Genomic DNA, 19,949 nt, shown 5'->3' on the forward strand with positions numbered 1-19,949 from the left:
TCCCTCTCGCCGGAAGCCCCCACAAGCCTGCCCAACCTGCGCCTCCAGATATCGACAATTTAAGCCAAGATGGCGTAAAATTGCCATCTATATGTATAGCACGAGATCGGATTTTTAGTATCTTTTAAAAAATTTTGTCTAAAATTTTATCTAAATGATTAAAAAATGATATTACCGTTCCCGCATCGCGGCCCGCATGGAGCTGACGTAAGGGTCTAGAATATATTGGGCAATTCGTCTTTCACCGATGATGATGCTGCTGGCCACGCGCATGCCCGGATAAAGCCTGTAAACAAGCTGGCCGTCCTCGAATTCCTGCGCATTGGTTTCGATCCGCACCGCATAATAGGGCACGCCTTCCTCATCCAGCAGGGCATCGGGGCTGACGCCCACGACTTCCCCGTCGATCGTCCCGAACCGCGACGCATCCGCCGAGGTCAAAGCGATCTGCGCGCGCTGACCCGGATGGATATATCCGATGTCTTCCAACCGCAGCCGCGCATCGATGACAAGCCGGTCGTCCAACGGCACGATTTCCGCCACCACATCGCCGGGTTTGATCACGCCGCCGACGGTGGAAACCTGAATGGTCTTCACGATCCCATCGACCGGAGAGCGCAGCACCATCCGGGTCTGGCTATCCTGAAACTTGCGCAGCCGTTCGTTCAATTCGTCGAATTCCCGCCGCGCCTTGCTCAAGGCATCCCGTGCTTCTTCCGAGAAGGTCTCCGCAATTTCCCGCAGCTTCGCCCTGCCTTCCTCAAGCGCCGCCTTGGTCCGTTGCAGCAGCGCCCGGTCTTCTTTCACCTGTCCGTCCAGGGCAGCGAGATCCTTCAGCAGGTTGATGTGCGTCATCCGGTTGGTGATGTTCTGCGCCAGCAACGTATCGGAGATATCGATCTGTTCCTTCAGGTATTTCCGCGTCGACGCCGCCGTTTCCAGCCGCGCCGTGACCTCCGCAATTTCCTGCTGCCGCTGGGCGATCGCCTGCCGTTGCACATTGAACGAGGCCGTCAATCGTTTGCGTCTGGTATCGGTCAGGGCCATCGCCTCGGCGATCTGATCCGGTGCGTTTTCCACAAGATCCGCCGGAAAGTCGGGGGCTTCCTGCCCGGCCAATTCCGCTTCCAAGCGCACGATATCGATCCGAAGCCCGGTCAGCCGCGCGGTCAATTCCGCAATTTCGGCGTCGATCTGGGTCGATTCCAACTCGATCAGCGGTTGGCCCGCCGTGACGATCTGCCGGTCCTGAACATGAATATCGGCGACGATCCCGCCTTCCAGATGCTGAACCTGTCGAACCCTGGTACCGGGAACGACCTCCCCAACCGTCGCGCTGACGATATCCAGCGTTCCGAACCAGGACCACAGACCGATCGCCAGAACGAACGCCGCCGCGATCAGAACGAAAATCGCGGTCGCCCCGGCCGTGTCGCGGGGTGCTTCCATTCCCTGCGGACGGGATGACGAGAGGGATTGCGGCGTATCGGTCATGACCGTTCCTACTCCGCCGCTTTCGGCTTCACGGGCGGGCGCCCGCGTGCACCGGCGCCCCAATCCTTGGAAGCCCCGGCGGGTTCCTTGGACAGGGAGGTTACCGTCGGCTTCGGCTTCGCGTCCAGATCGACCATGATCTGCGCACCCTTGATGATCTGCGGATCATGGGACGAAATGACGATCGTCCGCCCGGCGCGGGCAAGCTGGATCAGCGATTCATAGACCTGACGCACACCTTCATCGTCCATGCCTTCGGTCGGTTCGTCGAACAGGACGACCCGCCCGCCGGACGCCATCGCACGAGCCACCGCCAGCCGCCGCCGAACACCGCGCGCCAGGGTCAGACCGTCGCCGGTAATACGCGTATCCAACCCATTCGGCGTTTCATGGACGAAACGCGCCGCGCCGCTGCGTTCCAGCAAGGCCTCCAGCGCTTCGTCCGACAGGTCGGGGTTCAGCATCTTCAAATTGTCGCGGATCGTCGTGTTGAAGAAGGTCGGTTCCTGCGGCAGATAGACAAGCTGCTTGCGCCACCATCCCGGCACGATCTGGCGCAGATCGACGCCGTCCGCCAGGATTTGCCCCCGGTCCGGACCGATAAGCCCCGCCATCATCCGCATCAGCGTCGTCTTGCCCGCGCCGTTTCGCCCGACAAGGGCCACGACCTGTCCCGGCTCGATCTTCACCGTCAATTCCTCGAACAAGGGACCGGGCGCCCCCGGCGGCGTGAAACTGACGTCCCGGAGTTCAAGCGCCCCGGAATATTCGCGCAGCGCGGCGCCCTCGCCCCGTTCCACCGACAAGGCGCTCAAACCGCGGACCCGATCGAGGGCCTGTCTGGATTTCACCAGGGCTTCCGACAATTGGGCGAAGCGGGTGATCGGCTGTAGCGCCCGCGCCGCCAGCAGGTTCGCACCGATCATCATGCTGACATCAAGCTCGCCTTTGACGACCAGTGTCGCACCGACGCCGATCACAGCCGCGCCCATCAATCCCTGGGCGCTTTGCGTCATCGACTGAACGACGCCTTGCCGCCGCGCGAGGCTGCGCCGTAGCGATTGCACCGCCGTCAAATTGGCCGACCAATCCCCGATCAGCTTTTGCGCGGCGCCGAAGGCCCGCACGCTTTCCGCCGCGGTCGATGTCGTCCCGATCAACCCATGCCCCACGGACTGATGTTCCGCCAGTTTCCGGGTAAAGGGGCGCACCGCCATTTGGTTCAAGACCCCGACCGTCGCCACAAAAATCAGGAAGGCGAGCACGATACCGGCCAGCATGGGACTGAACAGATAGATCGCCCCGACATAGATGATGCTGAAGGGAAGATCGAACAATGCGGTCAGGTTCGGCGCGGAAAAGCCGCTTTCCACCTGTTCGACGCTTGAGACCGCTTCGCGACGTTCGCCCGGCGCCAGCTTGTTCAAATCGCCCAATTGCGCGGTCGCCAGGATACCGAAGGCACCGATCCCCAGTTCGTGATCCGGGCGCCCCGAGACGACGGCCGCCAATTTCATACGGCTCCACCGGAAGCCGAATTCGAAGACGATGGCCAGAATCACGCCGACCGTCAGCGTGGCGAGCGTCGCATCGACGCCATAGGAGACGTAACGCTTCAGAACCTGAATGACGTAGAGCGAGGAGGCGAGCCCCAGGATGTTCGCGAATAGCGAGGCAACGAACATCAGAACCGCCGGTCCCGGCCTCTGCCTGAGCCTGGCCCAAAGTTCGTTCATGCCGCCTCCCGTCACCTATCGGCCGTGCGATCCGGGCAAACCGAACCGCACACCGCGCCCACGCTTATGACCACGCCTACAACTACGGAGTTATTGTGCCCATTGGAAGAGCGGGTTGTCGAGTTCCCCATCACCTTGGCCGTTTCCGCCTTCGGATTGCGGCGCGGTTTCATCAACTGCACCGGTCGGTTCTTCCCCACGAGCCGGGGCGGAAGGCGGTTCCGGACGCGGCGGCGCATCGAAGCTCGGCGGCGCCAGGAGACTATCGCGCAGAACGTCGCCGTCTTGTGGGGACGGTTCCGCCTCCACACCCAAATCCGGCGAGGGCACCGGTTCCGCCGCTGCGGGCGGTTCGGCCGGTTCAAGTGTTGAGACGGGCGGTGCGCCCGGCGGAGACGCACCCGGCGGCGGCGTGATCGTCGTCGTACCATCCCCGGTCTGCGACGGATCCAGGATCAGCGACGACGGGTCCAGCGTTTCCCCCAAACCGGTCGGCGATTGCAGCAATTGCATCGCCGGGTCCGGCCCGGCACCCCACAACCCGCTGATCGGCTCCAGCATTTCGCTGCGGTCCTTGCGCGGCACCGTCAGGATGATGTCGTATTCCAATGCGCCGGATGCCGCGAGAAGTTCGACGATCGCCAACAAGACCTCCGCTTCCGCCGACACCGCATCGCTTTGCGCGTTGATCAGGGAGGTTTCCCCGGCCAGCACGTCGATCAACGACCGTTGTCCCAGGCTGCGTTCCTGAATGGCGACATCCAGAAACGCCTTCGCGATACCCGCCTGATCGAACAGGTGACCGGATCGCAATTGCGCGGTCTCCAACTGTTTCCAGGCGTTGCGCACGCGCTCTTCGACGGTGCGTTCCAAATCCGCCATGGTGCGGTTGGACGCGACGACGTCCGATTGCGCCGCACGCAGCGTGTTGATCGCGGTGAACCCGAGATTGAAGGGGAAGCTGAGTTCCAGCTTGATCGAGGATTCGATCTTGCGGCCGATCACCCCCGCGTCGTTTTTCGTCATCGTCCGATCCGCGACGATTTCGAAGGTCGGGAAGAAGTCGCCCTGCTTGCTGGCGATGCGATCCTGATTGGCCAGGGAAATGTCGATACTGGCCAATCGGATGTCCGGGTTCCCCTTGAAGGCCAGGATCAGCGCTTCGTCCAGGCTGGTCGGCATTGCGGACCGGTCGATATCGATCCCCGGCAGTTCATCCATTGCGGTCGGCACGTCGCCGAATACGGCGCGATAGCGGTTCAATGCGATTTCCAGGCCGCCCTGCGCGTCCACCAGGCGGGCTTGCGCGCCCGCCAATTGCGTCTTCGCCTGCAACAGGTCGGTCGACAGGCCGGATCCGGCTTCGATCCGGGCTTCTTCCAAACCGGTCTGGCGGCGAATATTTTCAACGGACCGTTCCGCGAAGACCAGGACATCGGCGCTGCGCAGCAGGTTGATATAGGCCGCCAGCGCTTCCGCGATCAAATTCTGCCGCGTCTGAACCAGAGAGATTTCCGACTGTACGTGTTCCAACCGCGCCCGTTCGATCGTCGCGTTGGTCGCCCCGAAATCCCAAAGAAGCTGCGAGATTTCCGCAGAGACTTCCTGCGCCGGTTCAATCAACCCGTTCTGTTGGGAGCGTTCGAGCTTATAGCGTTCAACATTGGCGGTAAGGTCCAAGGACGGATACCAAGCACCAAGCGATTCATAAGACCGTTGTCGCGCCGCCTCCACCCGCGCCTGACTGGCGAGCACGCGGTCATGGGTTTCGACGACTTCGGAAATCAGCGTTTCAAGGGCCCCGCCGGATGCCGGATTGACCGGTCCTTCGCCAACCGGGGCCGCGTTATCCTGCGCGCGCACGCCGAAAGTCCCGCCGAAGCAGGTTGCCGCGCAAATCGCGGCGACTTTCAGGATGCGCATCTTCCCCATATCGTTCGACCCTATGAGCCCCGGCCTAACAACCGACCGGCGGCCCGGACCTGAGTGGAAGACCCGATGCGATGTCTCGATTGATCAGAATCGCCCCCTCTTACCTCGTTCTATCCAATTGCACGCGCTGGAGCCAGCCTTCGCGCCGTGAAATCGATAAATTCCGGACTTTACCGAAACGATCGTCCCCAAGGTGGTGGCAAGGCTGCCCCATACTCTCTATCTTACGATTCCATGGTTCTTGTGAATCCCCTTTCGATTGGCGGGTGTGATGAAAAGTGGAATTGGTGTCTCTGTTCGGACTTTCGGCGCGATTGTCGGAACCGCCTGCGCAATCCTTGCCGCGGTCCCCGTCCATTCGTCTGCGGACCAGACCAGCGAAGACACCGTTCTGGCCGCACCGTCGGAAACGGATGCATTCTACGGCGCCTATATGGGCGCGAAGCACGCTGAAATCGTCGCGGATTTCAGCCGCGCCGCCGATCTCCTCGATCAAGTTCTGGAAAACCGCCCGGACGACCCGCTGCTGCAACGGCGCGGCATGCTGGCCAATCTGCATGCCGGTCGGATTGAACGCGCGGTAGACCTCGCCCGGCCACAAATCGCCGTCTATCCCAGCGAGGTGGACATCGCTGCCATCACGCTTGCCGCCGCTGCCATGAAACGGGGCGATTGGGAACGTGCGGTTTCCATCCTTGAACCGGAACGCCGCATCGCCCTGGCGCGGTTTTCCGCGCCCGTCATCGCGGCCTGGGCGGAACGGGGACGCGACGCGACCGACGCCGCGATCGAAAGATTGGCACCGCTGCGCGCGGAAAAGGAACTGCCGGACCTGCATGACTTCCATGCGGGCGTAATCTTTCTGGACGCCGGCCGTAACGAGGAAGCGGATGCGATATTATCGCCGCATGTCGAAAACCTGGAATCCGCCACGATCGGCATTGTCCGCGCCGCCGCCCGTGCGAAACTGGCCCTGGGCGAGAAGGACGCGGCGGAAGAACTGCTGACCAGTTACAACGCGCTGCATGAAGGCGTTTCGCTGATCGAGCAGGATCTATCGGAACTGGACGAAACCGGTAAACTGACGCCGTTAATCGACGGCCCCTTGGCCGGCGCGGCGGACGCCTTGGTCAATCTGGGACTTCAGGTTCGCCATCAGGCCCCGTTGATCGGACTGCGCTATGCGCGATTGGCGGTCTATCTGGACCAAAAGAACGATCTGGGCCGCATGATCGTCGCGGCCATATTGGAAAGCTTCTCGCGCAACGACGAGGCGATTGCCGAACTGCGCGAAATTCCGGCGGACTCTCATTACGGCTGGGACGCCCGCATGGAAATCGGCGACAACCTGATGCAGTTGAAACGCGACGACGAGGCGATCGAGCATTTCGAGGAAATGGCGGACGAACGCCCCGACGATATCGAGGCGTTGGAACAACTGGGCTTCCTGATGCGGGCGCGCGACCGCTTCGCCGAGGGCACGGAATATTACGACCGCGCCCTGGACCGCGTGAAGACCGTAGAGCCGCGCCATTGGACGCTGTTCTACAATCGCGGCATTACACTGGAACGCACCGACCGCTGGGAAGAGGCCGAAGAGGACCTGAAGAAAGCGCTGGAACTTAATCCCGACGAACCCTTCGTGCTGAATTATCTGGGGTATACATGGGTCGACAAGGGCATCCATGTCGAAGAAGGCATGGACATGATCCGCAAGGCCGTCGATCAGCGCCGCAACAACGGCTTCATCGTCGACAGTCTGGGCTGGGCCTATTATCGGCTGGGTCAGTATGACGAGGCCGTAGTTCAACTGGAACGCGCCATGCAGCTACGCCCGGAAAACGGTGTGATCGCCGATCATCTGGGCGATGCCTATTGGCGCGTCGGTCGTCGGACCGAAGCCCGTTACCAATGGACCCATGCGCTGGATCTGGAAGATGTCGACGACGATCTGCGAGAGGCCATCGAAAGCAAACTCAAATCCGGACTCGACGCCGTCGAGTCCGCCGCCAAGGAATGACCGGACCGACATTCACGATGCTGGCCCCGGCGAAGGTTAATCTGAGCCTGCGGATCACCGGACGGCGGGCGGACGGCTACCACCTGTTGGACAGCCTCGTCGCCTTCACCGATTTCGGCGACCGCCTGTCCGTCTCGCCAAGCAATGACATCACGTTCAGCATCACCGGCCCCTTCGCGGGTATCGTTCCCGCCGATGCGTCAAACCTTGTGGTGAAAGCCGCCGAGGCCTTGGCCGATCGCTTTGATATCCCGGCAGGTTTGGGCGCGTCCCTGACTCTTTCGAAGGAATTGCCCGCTGCTGGCGGCATCGGCGGCGGCAGCGCCGATGCGGCGTCGGCTCTGCGATTGCTCTGCGATTTATGGGACATCGATCCCGACCACCCGGCCCTGCCGGGCGTCGCCCTGTCCTTGGGCGCGGATATTCCCGTCTGCCTGCGGGGGCGGGCCTGTCGCATGTCGGGGATCGGGGAAACGCTCTCGCCGATCCCGCCGCTACCGTCACTCGGTATCGTGCTGGTCAATCCCGGCGCGCCCTGCCCGACCCCGGCGGTATTCAAGGCGCGTGTCGGATCGTTCTCCCCCGCCGCATCGTCCATTCCTGACGCTTGGGACAGAGAAACAGTATTGGCCTTCCTCGCCGACGAACCGAACGACCTGACCGATGCCGCCGTTACGGTCTGTCCGGAAATCAAAACAATCCTGACGGCCTTCAGCACCCTTCCCTCCTGCCGATTGGCGCGCATGTCGGGCAGTGGCGCGACCTGTTTCGGCTTGTTCGACACAGCAGACTCCGCACAGGCTGCGGCGACAGCATTGGCCCGTGATCCTGCGGTCCCGGATGCTTGGTGGATCAAGGCAGGGCAATTAGTCTCCTGACATTTGTTCCTCTTTTATATCTTGATTGTTTTTCTAATGTTCCTATTATCTCGCCTCCACACCGAAGGAGGCAACAATGACCCATGCACAGGAAACACCGGTATTCGCGCGCCGCGCCGCCCCTGGCTGCCAGTCCGTTCGGGGCCGCCTCGTTGAATCGATGCAGCGCCGCCTGACCGACGGCGGTTATACCGTGAACGGGATCGACGGTATTTTCGGCGCCGGGTCGGAACGCGGCTTGAAGGCCTTTCAGGCGGATGCCGGGCTGCCGCCCAGCGGCGTGCTGGACGGAGTAAGCTGGTCCTGCCTGTTCCCGGAACACCCCGTACCGGAAACCTTCGATCTGTGCCTCGCCCTCACCGGCACTTTCGAAGGTCACGGCTATGGTCTGGCCGTCGGCAACTTCGATGGCGCGGGCGTAACCTGGGGGATCATCGGATTCACCCTGGCCTCCGGCGAATTGGCGACGGTCCTGGGCGATATCGAGGCCCGTGCACCGGGCAGCCTGTCCCGCGCCTTCGGCGGACTGACCGACGAATTGCGGCGTGTTCTGGGATCGGATCGCGCGCGCCGGATCGCTTGGGCGGATTCCATCAGCCTGGGCGCCCGCAAATACCGTTTGCGCGAAGACTGGGCGCGCGGCTTCGCCCGATTGGGGGCGACGGAACCGGCCCAGGCCGTTCAATCCGCCCGCGCCCGCGAAAAATTTTGGCGCATCGCGGTCCGGGATGCGGAACGGTTCGGCCTGACCGGCCCGCTGGGCCATGCGCTGTGCTTCGACATCGCGGTGCAGAACGGCGGCATCAACGAGATCGCGGAAATTCGCGCCGCATTCGATGCGGAAGCACATCTGGATCAACGCCGACGCCGGGAAATCGTCGCGGAAAAGGTCGCCATGGGATCGCGCGAAAAATACCGACAGGACGTGCTGAACCGGAAGCGCTGCCTCGCGCTCGGTTCCGGTACGGTGCATGGCAGCCGCTACACGCTCGCCGATTGGGGGCTGTCAGACGACGACACGGAGGCTGAAACCGCCCTGCCGTCCGACCTAGCGCTTATGCCAACAGGCGGTCTTCGAACGGGTAGCGGGTCAAGTTTTCGTAACCCGTCTCCGTGATCGCGACCTGGTCTTCCAGCTTCACGCCGCACGGTCCGCCGACAGAACCGACATAGGCTTCGACGCAAACGACCATACCCGGCACCAGTTCACCGTCATAGCCGACGGACTCCCAATCCTCGGGATAGACCACTGCCGGGTATTCGTCGCACAGGCCGACACCGTGATACATGACGCTATAGCGCCGTTCCCGGAATTTTTCCGGCAGGGGTTTCGCGCCTTCCGTCAATTCGCGGAAGGACACGCCCGGCTTCAGCAACTGCATATTGTTCTGAATCTGGTCATGGGCGACCTGATACGCCTCCCGTTCCGCATCGGTAGGCTTGCCGTCGCCGATCTTGAAGGTTCGGGACAGGTCCGCGCAATATCCGTAGGCGCCGACCATATCGGTATCATAGGCCAGGATGTCGCCTTCCTTCATCACGCGGGGGCCGCATTCCTGGAACCACGGATTGGTGCGCGGGCCGGATGACAGGATACGGGTTTCGATCCATTCTCCGCCACGGATATGATTGCCTTTTTGCAATTCCGCCCAGGCTTCGACCTCCGTCATGCCAGGGCGGACGGCGGCCTGCATTTCCGCCATCGCCGCCTCGCAGCCCGCAATGGCGCAGCGCATGGCGTTCAGCTCGTTCGCGTTCTTAATCTTGCGGGCATGTTCGGTCACTTCCTGCCCGATCTTGATCTCGAAGCCGCATTTCTCCAGCCCCCAATGGGTGGCCAGTTCCATCTTGTCCACCGCCAGCCGCCGGTTGGACCCGCCGATGCGTTCCCGCACGATGGCGTCGACTTCCTGCGCGAAGACCAGCGCGCGTTCCTCCGCCCTCTGCGCCGCATCCATATAGAAGAAGTCCGCCCCCGTCCGCAGGTCGTGCACATTGGGCAGATAGGCCGACAGATGCTTCGCGGGCTTGTAATCCCACAGGGTCAAATGCCCGTCCGCCGTTACCAGGACGGCGCGACAGAAATTGTGCATGACCCATATCTGCATATTCGACGTATCCGTCGCGTATCGAATATTCAGCGGATCGAACAGCAGCAGCGCCCCGTAGTCCCGCGCCTGCATTTCCGTGACCAGCCGCGACAGCCGGTAATCCCGCAAGGCCGGCATGTCCGGCAGCGTCAGGCCCAGCGCCTGCCATTCCCGGAAGGCCAGGTCGGTCGGGCCGATTTCGACCCGATCGTAATTGTTGGGCGTGCCGTCCCCCAACATATCCCCGGTACCGATCGGTCTGCGATACGGATCGATCTTACGCTTTTCACCCAGGATAAAGGGGTCGTGTTCCATGCCCGTGGTCCTTGTTCTAAATGTCTCCCGCAAAACTCTGAGACCCGTTTTAAAATCCCGTCAATCGGGAAGTTTCCCACTTGCGACAGAAGCGGCAAAAACGGAACAATTCACGTCGCGGGGCGATCCTCCACGGATTGCAGGGTAGGCGAGTGTCGCAACGGAAGGGCTGTTGACCGGCCGGATCAATGCAACGGGATGGCAGAGTATGAAATCGCAAGTTCAAGTCGTGGTGATCGGCGGCGGCGTCGTCGGATGTTCGGTTCTGTATCACCTGACCAAGCTGGGCTGGCGCGATGTCATGCTGATCGAACGGTCCGAACTGACCTCCGGGTCGTCCTGGCACGCGGCGGGCGGGTTCCACACCCTGAACGGCGACCCGCAGGTCGCGAAGCTACAATCCTATACGATCAACCTGTACAAGGAGATCGAGGAGATTTCCGGTCAATCCACCGGTTTCCACCTTACCGAAGGCGTGTTTCTGGCCGCGACGCCGGAACGCTTGGAACTGTTGAAGGTCATGCAGTCCCAGGAAAAGCTGCTGGGCATCGACACGGAGCTGATGACCTCCAAGGAGGCAGAAAAGATCCTGCCGATCATGGACCCCAACGAATTCCTGGGCGCGCTGTGGACACCGATGCACGGACACCTGGACCCGTCCGGCACGACCCATGCCTATGCCAAATCCGCCAAGATCGGCGGGGCGGAAATCGTGCTGCGCAACCGGGTCGTGGAACTGATCCAAACACCGGAAGGGCATTGGGACGTCGTCACCGAACAAGGCACCGTGCGCGCCGAGCATGTCGTCAATGCAGGCGGCCTATGGGCGCGCGAAGTCGGGCGCATGGTCGGCATCGAACTGCCGGTCCTGGCGATGGAACACATGTATCTGATCACGGAGGACATGCCGGAGGTCGAGGAAATTAACCGTACCACCGGCAAGGAAGTCCTGCATGTCGTCGATCCGGATGGCGAAATCTACATGCGCCAGGAACGCAAGGGCATGTTGATGGGCACCTATGAAAAGGCCTGCGTGCCGTGGTCGCCGAAGGAAACGCCCTGGGATTTCGGCCACGAATTGCTGCCGGAGGATCTCGACCGCATCGCGCCGTCGCTGGAAGTCGGCTTCCGCCATTTCCCACCGTTCCAGACCACCGGCATCAAGCAAATCATCAACGGCCCCTTCACCTTCGCCCCAGACGGCAACCCGCTGGTCGGCCCGGTCCGGGGCCTGAAGAACTATTGGTGTGCCTGCGGCGTCATGGCCGGGTTCAGCCAGGGCGGGGGCGTCGGCCTGGCGCTTGCCAACTGGATGATCGACGGCGATCCGGGTTTCGATATCTGGGGCATGGACGTGGCGCGCTACGGCGACTGGACCTCGATGGCCTATACGAATGCCAAGGTCCGCGAAAACTACTCCCGCCGGTTCAAGGTGCGCTTCCCCAACGAAGAACTGCCCGCCGCGCGGCCGCTGCGCACCACGCCGATTTATGAAAAGCAAAAGGCGGCCAATGCCGTCTTCGGCGTCACCTACGGCTTGGAACAGGCCCTATGGTATGCGCCGGAAGGGATGGAGCCGGTCGAAAAAGTCACCTTCAAACGCTCCAACGCCTTCGAGCACATCAAGGCGGAATGCAAGGCGGTACGGACATCCGTCGGCCTGTGCGACATTTCCTCCTTCGCGAAATACGAAGTCACCGGAACCGGCGCGGAAACCTGGCTCAGCCACATGATGGCTTGCAAGATGCCGCGTACCGGCCGCATGACGCTGGCCCCGATGTTGAACGAAAACGGTAAGGTCATCGGCGACTTCACCCTCGCGAAACTGTCGGACGACCGGTTCTTTATCTTCGGGTCCGGCACGGGCGAGACCTATCACATGCGTTGGTTCGAAGAACACCTGCCGCCCGACTCGAAAAAGGGGGCCGGCAGCGTATCGATCCGCGCCCACGGTCAGGGCCTTGTCGGCTTGAGCCTCGCAGGACCGAAGGCCCGCGACGTGCTGGCCAAGCTGACCTATGACGACGTATCGAACGACGCCTTCAAATTCCTGCAAATCAAGGAAATGGAAGTCGGCATGACCCATGCCATCGTCGGGCGCGTCACCTTCACCGGCGACCTGGGCTACGAAATCTGGGTGAAGCCGGAATTCCACGCCCGCCTGTGGGATGAATTGCTGGCGGCGGGCGAGGAATTCGGCATCAAGCTATTCGGCGCGCGGGCCATGCGGTCGTTGAGCCTGGAAAAGCAGTTCGGGTCCTGGGCGACGGAATACCGGCCAATCTATGGTCCCTATGCCGCCGGGATGGGCCGCTTCGTCGATCTGACCAAGAACGGCTTTATCGGCCAGGACGCCGCCCGCAAGGAAAAGGAAGACGGCCCGGCCAAACGCCTGGTCACCCTGACCGTGCAGGCCACGGATTGCGACGTCATGGGGAACGAACCGATCTATCGCGACGGCAAGATCGTCGGCTATGTCACGTCGGGCAGTTACGCCCATGCCGCCGATTGTTCCGTCGCCATGGGATACGTCCCGGCGGAACAGGCGGAGGACACGACGACCGGCGCCTTCAATATCGAAGTCTTCGGCGAAATGCTGCCCGCCACGATCCAGACCGAACCGCTCTTCGACCCGAAAGCGGAACGCATGCGGGGGTAATCTACCCCCGCCCTGACCTCACTGCGGCGCTGTCTGGGTGAAATAGAATTCCTGGGTCATCGGGTCCATCGCACGATAGTGGTTGGGCCCCTGAAGCTGCGCGAAGTATTTGCGCTTTTCGTTCATGTCCTTCACCTCGCGGAAGGTGCCGCGCGACCGGTGGAGGCTGACCTTTCCGCCGCCGGTATCGACGACTTCGAACAGGACCCCCCGCCCTGTCCCTTCGGGGGTTTTCCAACCCTGCGCCTTCAATTCGCTGGCGACCTTGCTCCATGATTTATCGACGGTTTGGCCTTGTGAATTCGTGGTGACCAACATCGATTCCGGGACATTGCCGAAGAACAGATGCGTCCCTCGTGCCGGGTGATAACCGATATTGTCGGGATTCTTGTGCCGTTGCGTGAAGCGCGTGATCTTGCCCAACCCGTCCTTGAAATAGACGGTCGGCGCGTCCGATCCTTCCGTGACGCCATAGATATGGCTGGCGGTCAGATGGTTCGGTACTTGGCGTTCTGTTTTCGGCACGACCCAGTCTCCCAATCAACCGAAGCAACCCACCCATCTCTGTCACGAATACAAGTGTCGCGCGATTCCGATAGGGCGTAAATCGACTTATTCGGTGATTGGGACGCTGGGCACCCAACAGTACCAGTCCGGATCGAACAGGTAACATTCGCGCAACCCGTGGGGCTTGTCGATCGTGCCTTCCAATACCTGATATCCCCATTCCCGGGCACGCGCTTCCGCGCCGTCCGGATCGGTGCCGTATAGCCGGATTTCAACCCCCGGCCCACGCCCCTGAACGGACCGAACAAGGCCGGAGAACCGATGCTTGTCATAGGTATGATCGGCATGAAGAAGCCACTGCGCGCCGCTCACGGGTTCGACCATCACGGCGAAATCCTCATCGGCATAAACGGCCTTTGCGCCTAAAACATGCATCGCGAAGCCGACCGACGCCTCGACATCCTTCACCAGCAGATTGATGCCCAACCCTTTTGGGATCGACCGCCCGAATTCGTCGGCGTTCATCCACGGTTCCTTGGTGCTTTTCGATGTCATGTTGCGCGCTCCAGACAAGTTATCGCGCGACTTTGTATCGGTCGCACGGGGACCGCAAGCGCCTGTTTCCGCGCGTAAATGGGGCCATTGCACATCATCGGTAGAATTGCCAATATGCGGCGACCATCGCGATCCGGCCGGGACAAAATGAAGCCGAACGTAATCCTGAACACATGGCATGGCACGATGATCGTGAACCGGCTGGACCGACATGTCCCGTCAAACGGCGGACCTATCGGCGTCGGCCATCAGTTGTTGACGACCGGCGCCTTCGATCAGGCCGAAGTCGCATTCACCAGCGAATTGCTGAAAGCCATGCGCGTGGCGTTGAACCGGCCTGTCGTCGCCTATGACATCGGCGCGAATATCGGGTGCCATACCCTTGTTTGGGCGCGGGAACTGGGCCGGGATCTCGCCGTCTGCGCCGTAGAGGCTCAGCCGCGTATTTTTCATATGTTGTGCGGCAATATCGCCATCAACAATCTGTTCAACGTCGTGCCGGTCAATGCCGCGATCGGTGCCGCGCGAGATCGGCTGAGCTTTCGAGAACCGGACTATTCCCAGACCGGCAGCTTCGGGTCGCTGGAACTGCGGCAATCTGAAGGATCGGAATTCATCGGTCAGGACCTATCCGGGTCGCCGACCGTGACCGTACCGATGATCCCCCTTTCCGATTTGCAGCCCTATCCACCCGATTTCATCAAGATCGACATTGAAGGCATGGAATGCGAGGCCTTGTGCGATGCCCCGGACACGGTGACAGAACACCGCCCTATCGTGCTGTGCGAAGGCATCAAGGTCGACCAACAACGGTTGTGCGACTTCTTTTCCGATAATGACTACATGTATTTTGTGCTTGGAATTAATTATCTCTTCGTCCCGAAAGAAGCGGAATGGGCGAGAAAATTCATCGCCCCGCATCTTCTGACGGAACAGAAAGAAACAGAGTGACGCGTTACTGCGTCGCGTCGGTACCCAGGCTGCGCATTTCGGCCATGCGGTCCAGGATGGCCTGAATCGCATCAACATTGGCGAAGGCCGCATCATAGGCCGCCTGTCCCCAGCGGTCGTCCAGGGCGCCCTTCGGCACCGCGTTGGATTGCGTCAGGGACCCGACGATATTCCCGTCCCGGTCCATCACGACCCAATGGATATCGACCTTTTCCGCGGCCTCGTTGATCGGTTCGACACTGACGGTTCCGGCCAGTTGGACATCGGCCGCATCCGGGTCTTTCTGGATATCGATTCCGGCTCGTTTCAAGACCGCCCCCATGGCGCGGCCCAGCGCGCGGTCGCCATCCCCCGGCGCGCCGCGGACACCGATCACCGCCAGTTTCGGGGCACCGAATTCCTCGATGGGAACGGCCAGTTCGGGCCGCAGCGCCGCCGCGATCAAAAGGGCGCCATCGCGGGCAATATCCTGGATCAGGAAGGGAGACCCCATGTCATAGGCCGCCTGCGTCGCATTAACCTGCGTCGTGCCGAAGGCGCGTTCAACCCCGTCCGGGTCGGTCAGACGCCAGTCGATCACGGCCTGCCCGTCCCGCCAACGCGACGCCCCTTCCAACAGCAACGCATTGGTCAGCGCCGCCCCGGCGGAGGCCGGGATGCCGATCTTCTCGAATTCCGCGACCAGCGCCTCCGTCAGGGGACCGGACAAGGCCGGATCCGCCCCGGTGACCGGCGCGACGGTGATGCCCGCCCCATCCGGGATGGCCAGCAACGGATTGTCCGCCTTTTCCGCCGCAGTTTCGCGATAGGGCTGCGGAATAGGACCGCAGGCCGCAACCAACAGCGCGGTAGACAGCACCAGGACGGAAAGGACGCGCGACATGGCCGGTTACAAAACCACCATATCCAGGGGGCTGCGCGACACGGTTTTCGATCCGCCTTCCTCAATGATCGAACTGCGGCCCAGGCACATGGCCAGCCCCTTTTCCGAATTCATGATGATGATGTGAATGAAAAAAGCCATGCCCGGCGCCATGACGACCGGATTGCCTTCATAGAACATCGGCCAATCCATCCAGCACGGCGCGTAATGCGCGCTCATCGAATAGCCGCAGGCATTCAGGCGATGGGACCGCAGCCCATGCGCGTCCAGGACCGTCGCATGGGCCTGAAACACGTCGTCCATGATATTGCCGGGCTTCATCGCCGCCTCGCAGGCCAGCAGGGCTTCCTTCGCGGCATCGTACATGGTCAGGTGTTCCGGCGTCGGCTTGCCGATGATGAACGTGTTCATCATGGCGGCATGATAGCGCCGATAGGACCCGGCCCATTCCAAGGTCAGTTGATCATTGGCGGACAGGGTGCGGCGGCCCGACTTGTACCGGCACAACAACGCGTCCCGGTCGGACCCGATGATGAATTCGTTCCCGGCATAATCTCCGCCCCCCTCGAACACCGCGCCTTGCATGCGCGACAGGATCAGGCCTTCATCTACGCCCGCCGCCGTGCAGGCGACCGCCGCGTCATAGGCATCGTCGGCCAACTCGCCCGCCTTGCGGATATAGGCCAATTCCGCCTCGCTTTTGACGATCCGCAGGCTGTTGATCAGGTCGTTCGCCTCGACCAGCGTGCAGAATCCGTCCAGCGCGGCCTCAACCTGTTTTCCGCGATACGCGGTCAGGCCGGCGGCCTCGTATTCCACGCCCAGACTCTTGCCCGCCGCGCCGACATCTTGCAGCGCCGCGCGCAGGTCCAGCGCCGGATTGGCCCCGTCCCGGTCGACCCAGATGCGGATATCCTCGATCACGCTGGTATGCTGCGCCTGCCGCAAATCCGGCGCGCGGGTCAGCAGGAAGAACTTCCCGTCCGCCCCCAGATAGAAGCATTGGAAGAAGCAGTATCCGAACGTGTCATAGCCGGACAGCCAATACATGCTTTCCTGCAGGAAGATCAGCATCCCGTCGAGCCCGGCATCCTGAATGGTCGCGCATGCTTTTGCGCGCCGCGCCGCCAGTTCTTCCGTCGAAAAATGAACCGCCATGATCGTCACCCCTCCAGAACAATGGCGGATAGAAGCCGCCCGTAATCGATCTTGCCCACCGCGTTGCGCTCGTCGCGATGGGTCGCCCGACGATAAGAGTAGAAGCGGGCGGGATCGGCATATGTATCTTCCGCGACATGACCTATCCGCCCCACGCCGGTATCCGATATCCGTGCCAGGACATAGGCCGGAAGATCGAAACGAAAATGCCCGTCCCGATCCGATGCGACAAAAAAACGGTCATTCGCGGAATTCTGGGCGAGGAACCGGTCGCGGAATTCCGGCCCAACCTCATAAGAAACCTGATGGATGCAGGGGCCCAACACGGCCGTGATCGCATCGCGGTCCGCGCCCAGGCGTTCCATGGCATCGACGGTGTTGCCGATCACGCCGCCGACCGCGCCTTGCCAGCCCGCATGACAGGCGCCGATCACCCCCGCCTTACCGTCGGCGAACAGGACCGGCGCGCAATCCGCCGTCGCAATGCCCAACGCGATACCGGGACGGTTCGTCACCGCCCCGTCCGCATCCGGACGATTCCCATCGCCAAAGGGCGCCTCGACGGTCACGACATCCGCGCTGTGTATCTGATACAGCGTCGTCAGTGCGGTCGCTGGCTGCCCCAGCCAGGCCATCGCCTTCGCCCGGTTTTCCTGCACGCGGCTTTTTTCGTCGGCGGATCCGATGCCGATATTCAACCCGGCGAATATTCCATCGCTGACACCGCCGATCCGCGTGAAATAGCCGTGCCGAACGCCGGTTTCGGCGATTAGGGTCGGGTCGGTCAGCACCAGCATATCGGCGGTCATTCTTCGGTTCCTGTTTCTTCCATTCCGGGCAGCACGGGCATCTCCGGCGCGGCGAGGCCCAGAACCTTGAACAGGGTGCCCATCGCCTCCTCACCGATCAAGCGGCTGCGTGCCGCCAGGATACCGTCTCGCATCGGTTCCGGTGCCGCCTGGATCAGGGTCTGGGTGCGGATGTCGATCCCGAGACGATGCAGAAATTCCCCCTGGGTCAGCAAGGGGGCGGCGCGACATCCGGCCTGCGTCGCGGCATGGGCCAGGGCCGTGAAATCCACATGGACAGTCAGGTCCGCGTCGCCCGGCGTTTCAAAAATGCCGCAGGGTTCATGCGCCTTTACCGCCTGCAACGTATCGCCGGTAGCGGGACCGGCATAGCCATAATCTATGATCAGCGCCGCCCCGCCCTGGGCCGCCAGCCGCGCGCCCAGATCGCCCGCAATGCGCCACGCGATGGGGGCCAGTTCGACCACCTTGCCGACCTTCGCGCTGTCGCGCTTCGACGGATGGATCAACGCCTCCAACGGTCCCGTCCCACCTGCCAGGGTTATGGCCAGGGCGTCGCTATTCGGGTCGATCCCGACCAGACGTTCGCGCCATCCGCCTTCAACCCGTTGCATTTGACGGATCGGCAGCGCGTCGAAGAATTCATTGGCGACGATCAGCAAGGGCGCGTCGTCGGGCAATTCCGCGATATCGCCATGCCATTCCGGCGTCACGCCGCTGGACGACAGGGTCTTGCGCTGTGCCTCTCTCAGGACCGGGCTGGTTTCCACCAGATGCAGCGAACAGGCATCCAGGAAGCCCGGCAGCCGCTTCGCCGCGCGCAGCAGATCGGCGGACAAGGTCCCCCGCCCCGGCCCGAATTCGACCAGATGAAAACGGTTCGGTTGGCCCATCTGTCGCCAAATTTCGGCGAACCACAGGCCGATCAATTCCCCGAACATCTGGGAGATTTCAGGCGCCGTGGTGAAATCCCCCGCCCGCCCGAACGGGTCGCGGGTCATGTAATACCCATGGGCCGGGTTGCCCAAGGCCTCTCCCATATAGGTATCCAGGGGAATCGGCCCTTCGACGGCGATACGGCGGCGTAGATGCGCTTCCAGCGGCGTCATGCGGCCTGTTTCTTCTTGGGTGTCTTGGTCGGGGCGGGCATCGGCACCGGCGCTTTCCGCAGGGCCTGCGCGATCAGCCAGACGCCGCCCAGAAACATCGGCAAGGACAACCACTGCCCCCAGGTCGTACCGAAAGGCAATGTCTGCATCAGAACTTCCGGCTGCCGGAACAGTTCACCCACCGACCGGGCGATGGCATAGCCGACGAGGAAAACACCGGACACCAGACCCGGACGGGCCAGACCGTTGAACTTTCGGACGGCAACCGTGACAGCGATCAACAGAAGAATGCCTTCCAGCCCCGCCTCGTAGAGCTGACTGGGATGACGGGGCAGCAGGTCCATCGCCTTGGGAAAGGCAATCGCCCAGGGCACATCGGCGACGCGCCCCCAATGTTCGCCATTGATGAAATTCGCGATCCGCCCCAGGAAAATGCCGAACGGCGCGACGGCGCAGATGATATCCGTCAGGGAAAACAACGGAATCTTGTTGTTCCGCGCGAACAGGATCATGGCGACCATGACGCCCAGCAACCCGCCATGGAAGGACATGCCGCCCTCCCAGACTTTCAGGATGCTGATCGGGTCGGCCAGATATTGACCCGGATGATAGAAGATGACGTTGCCCAGTCGCCCGCCGACGATCACGCCCAGCACGGCCCAGGTCAGAAACCGATCGATATGGTCGGGTTCGATCGACAGCGGGCTGCGTGCCGCCAGCTTCATGCCCCAACGCCACCCGGCGATCAGGCCGACGATATAGGCCAGCGCATACCAGCGCAGGTCGAACGGTCCGATGGAAACCAGAACCGGATCGAGGTCGTGGGTCCAGAAAGCCTGCTGCATGTCGGCTC

The 19,949-nt window shown here is 61.8% G+C and carries 16 protein-coding genes; 5 read left to right on the plus strand and 11 right to left on the minus strand.

Annotation, left to right across the window (positions count from 1 at the left end; all coding sequences use genetic code 11):
- Positions 1-171: 171 nt before the first annotated feature.
- The 3 genes from HH303_RS02045 to HH303_RS02055 all read right to left on the minus strand — a co-directional run bounded on the left by HH303_RS02045 (position 172) and on the right by HH303_RS02055 (position 5,162).
- Positions 172-1,494, minus strand: a complete 1,323-nt coding sequence (locus HH303_RS02045) for an HlyD family type I secretion periplasmic adaptor subunit (protein ID WP_169623534.1) — start codon at positions 1,492-1,494, stop codon at positions 172-174.
- A gap of 8 nt (positions 1,495-1,502) precedes the next feature.
- Entirely contained in the window at positions 1,503-3,230 is a 1,728-nt protein-coding gene (locus HH303_RS02050; protein WP_169623535.1) for a peptidase domain-containing ABC transporter, read from the minus strand.
- A gap of 90 nt (positions 3,231-3,320) precedes the next feature.
- Positions 3,321-5,162 (minus strand): TolC family protein, encoded by a 1,842-nt coding sequence (locus HH303_RS02055; protein ID WP_169623536.1) that lies wholly within the window; start codon positions 5,160-5,162, stop codon positions 3,321-3,323.
- Between the two features lie 271 nt (positions 5,163-5,433).
- On the opposite strand from HH303_RS02055, the gene HH303_RS02060 reads away from it, so the two are divergent.
- The 3 genes from HH303_RS02060 to HH303_RS02070 all read left to right on the plus strand — a co-directional run bounded on the left by HH303_RS02060 (position 5,434) and on the right by HH303_RS02070 (position 9,177).
- Positions 5,434-7,182, plus strand: coding sequence for a tetratricopeptide repeat protein (locus HH303_RS02060; RefSeq protein ID WP_169623537.1), 1,749 nt, complete (start codon positions 5,434-5,436; stop codon positions 7,180-7,182).
- Positions 7,179-8,060, plus strand: coding sequence for a 4-(cytidine 5'-diphospho)-2-C-methyl-D-erythritol kinase (locus HH303_RS02065; RefSeq protein ID WP_169623538.1), 882 nt, complete (start codon positions 7,179-7,181; stop codon positions 8,058-8,060). The genes HH303_RS02060 and HH303_RS02065 overlap by 4 nt, the downstream gene beginning before the upstream one ends.
- Before the next feature lie 76 nt (positions 8,061-8,136).
- Positions 8,137-9,177 carry a peptidoglycan-binding protein gene (locus tag HH303_RS02070; protein WP_169623539.1) on the plus strand — a complete coding sequence of 347 codons (1,041 nt, stop codon included), beginning with the start codon at positions 8,137-8,139 and terminating at the stop codon, positions 9,175-9,177.
- Here HH303_RS02070 and HH303_RS02075 read toward each other — a convergent pair.
- Complete coding sequence (locus tag HH303_RS02075; protein ID WP_227421469.1) at positions 9,116-10,465, minus strand: M24 family metallopeptidase; 1,350 nt, start codon at positions 10,463-10,465, stop codon at positions 9,116-9,118. The genes HH303_RS02070 and HH303_RS02075 overlap by 62 nt on opposite strands.
- A 208-nt stretch (positions 10,466-10,673) precedes the next feature.
- Between HH303_RS02075 and HH303_RS02080 the strand changes: the two genes are divergently transcribed.
- Positions 10,674-13,124, plus strand: coding sequence for a GcvT family protein (locus HH303_RS02080; protein WP_169623540.1), 2,451 nt, complete (start codon positions 10,674-10,676; stop codon positions 13,122-13,124).
- An 18-nt stretch (positions 13,125-13,142) separates the two neighbouring features.
- On the opposite strand, the gene HH303_RS02085 is transcribed toward HH303_RS02080, so the two are convergent.
- Together HH303_RS02085 and HH303_RS02090 are read right to left on the minus strand one after the other, a co-directional pair.
- Entirely contained in the window at positions 13,143-13,649 is a 507-nt protein-coding gene (locus tag HH303_RS02085; protein ID WP_169623541.1) for a hypothetical protein, read from the minus strand.
- Positions 13,650-13,736: 87 nt separating this feature from the next.
- A complete protein-coding gene (locus tag HH303_RS02090) occupies positions 13,737-14,186 on the minus strand; it encodes a VOC family protein (RefSeq protein WP_169623542.1) in 450 nt (149 codons plus the stop codon).
- A 147-nt stretch (positions 14,187-14,333) separates the two neighbouring features.
- Here HH303_RS02090 and HH303_RS02095 point away from each other — a divergent pair, with 147 nt between their 5' ends.
- Complete coding sequence (locus tag HH303_RS02095) at positions 14,334-15,137, plus strand: FkbM family methyltransferase (protein ID WP_169623543.1); 804 nt, start codon at positions 14,334-14,336, stop codon at positions 15,135-15,137.
- Positions 15,138-15,141: 4 nt separating this feature from the next.
- Here HH303_RS02095 and HH303_RS02100 read toward each other — a convergent pair whose 3' ends face one another.
- The 5 genes from HH303_RS02100 to lgt are packed head-to-tail and all read right to left on the minus strand — an operon-like array spanning position 15,142 to position 19,941.
- Positions 15,142-16,020 carry a hypothetical protein gene (locus HH303_RS02100; protein ID WP_169623544.1) on the minus strand — a complete coding sequence of 293 codons (879 nt, stop codon included), beginning with the start codon at positions 16,018-16,020 and terminating at the stop codon, positions 15,142-15,144.
- Positions 16,021-16,026: 6 nt separating this feature from the next.
- On the minus strand, positions 16,027-17,178 hold the full coding sequence (locus HH303_RS02105) for a M24 family metallopeptidase (protein WP_169623545.1): 1,152 nt from the start codon (positions 17,176-17,178) through the stop codon (positions 16,027-16,029).
- Between the two features lie 5 nt (positions 17,179-17,183).
- Positions 17,184-17,987 carry a peptidoglycan editing factor PgeF gene (gene pgeF / locus HH303_RS02110; RefSeq protein ID WP_169623546.1) on the minus strand — a complete coding sequence of 268 codons (804 nt, stop codon included), beginning with the start codon at positions 17,985-17,987 and terminating at the stop codon, positions 17,184-17,186.
- Positions 17,984-19,096, minus strand: coding sequence for a class I SAM-dependent methyltransferase (locus HH303_RS02115; RefSeq protein WP_169623547.1), 1,113 nt, complete (start codon positions 19,094-19,096; stop codon positions 17,984-17,986). Before HH303_RS02115 ends, pgeF begins: the two co-directional genes overlap by 4 nt.
- A complete protein-coding gene (gene lgt, locus HH303_RS02120; protein WP_169623548.1) occupies positions 19,093-19,941 on the minus strand; it encodes a prolipoprotein diacylglyceryl transferase in 849 nt (282 codons plus the stop codon). Before lgt ends, HH303_RS02115 begins: the two co-directional genes overlap by 4 nt.
- Between the last annotated feature and the right edge of the window lie 8 nt (positions 19,942-19,949).

The organism is Pacificispira spongiicola, assembly GCF_012926505.1.
In the GTDB taxonomy this organism is placed as follows: domain Bacteria; phylum Pseudomonadota; class Alphaproteobacteria; order UBA8366; family Aestuariispiraceae; genus Pacificispira; species Pacificispira spongiicola.

What these genes read in the sequence shown, in the direction of transcription:
- HH303_RS02045 (WP_169623534.1), bottom strand. Translation starts at nt 1,494, where the DNA reads ATGACCGATACGCCGCAATCCCTCTCGTCATCCCGTCCGCAGGGAATG.
- HH303_RS02050 (WP_169623535.1), bottom strand. Translation starts at nt 3,230, where the DNA reads ATGAACGAACTTTGGGCCAGGCTCAGGCAGAGGCCGGGACCGGCGGTT.
- HH303_RS02055 (WP_169623536.1), bottom strand. Translation starts at nt 5,162, where the DNA reads ATGGGGAAGATGCGCATCCTGAAAGTCGCCGCGATTTGCGCGGCAACC.
- HH303_RS02060 (WP_169623537.1), top strand. Translation starts at nt 5,434, where the DNA reads ATGAAAAGTGGAATTGGTGTCTCTGTTCGGACTTTCGGCGCGATTGTC.
- HH303_RS02065 (WP_169623538.1), top strand. Translation starts at nt 7,179, where the DNA reads ATGACCGGACCGACATTCACGATGCTGGCCCCGGCGAAGGTTAATCTG.
- HH303_RS02070 (WP_169623539.1), top strand. Translation starts at nt 8,137, where the DNA reads ATGACCCATGCACAGGAAACACCGGTATTCGCGCGCCGCGCCGCCCCT.
- HH303_RS02075 (WP_227421469.1), bottom strand. Translation starts at nt 10,465, where the DNA reads ATGGAACACGACCCCTTTATCCTGGGTGAAAAGCGTAAGATCGATCCG.
- HH303_RS02080 (WP_169623540.1), top strand. Translation starts at nt 10,674, where the DNA reads ATGAAATCGCAAGTTCAAGTCGTGGTGATCGGCGGCGGCGTCGTCGGA.
- HH303_RS02090 (WP_169623542.1), bottom strand. Translation starts at nt 14,186, where the DNA reads ATGACATCGAAAAGCACCAAGGAACCGTGGATGAACGCCGACGAATTC.
- HH303_RS02095 (WP_169623543.1), top strand. Translation starts at nt 14,334, where the DNA reads ATGAAGCCGAACGTAATCCTGAACACATGGCATGGCACGATGATCGTG.
- HH303_RS02100 (WP_169623544.1), bottom strand. Translation starts at nt 16,020, where the DNA reads ATGTCGCGCGTCCTTTCCGTCCTGGTGCTGTCTACCGCGCTGTTGGTT.
- HH303_RS02105 (WP_169623545.1), bottom strand. Translation starts at nt 17,178, where the DNA reads ATGGCGGTTCATTTTTCGACGGAAGAACTGGCGGCGCGGCGCGCAAAA.
- pgeF (WP_169623546.1), bottom strand. Translation starts at nt 17,987, where the DNA reads ATGACCGCCGATATGCTGGTGCTGACCGACCCGACCCTAATCGCCGAA.
- HH303_RS02115 (WP_169623547.1), bottom strand. Translation starts at nt 19,096, where the DNA reads ATGACGCCGCTGGAAGCGCATCTACGCCGCCGTATCGCCGTCGAAGGG.
- lgt (WP_169623548.1), bottom strand. Translation starts at nt 19,941, where the DNA reads ATGCAGCAGGCTTTCTGGACCCACGACCTCGATCCGGTTCTGGTTTCC.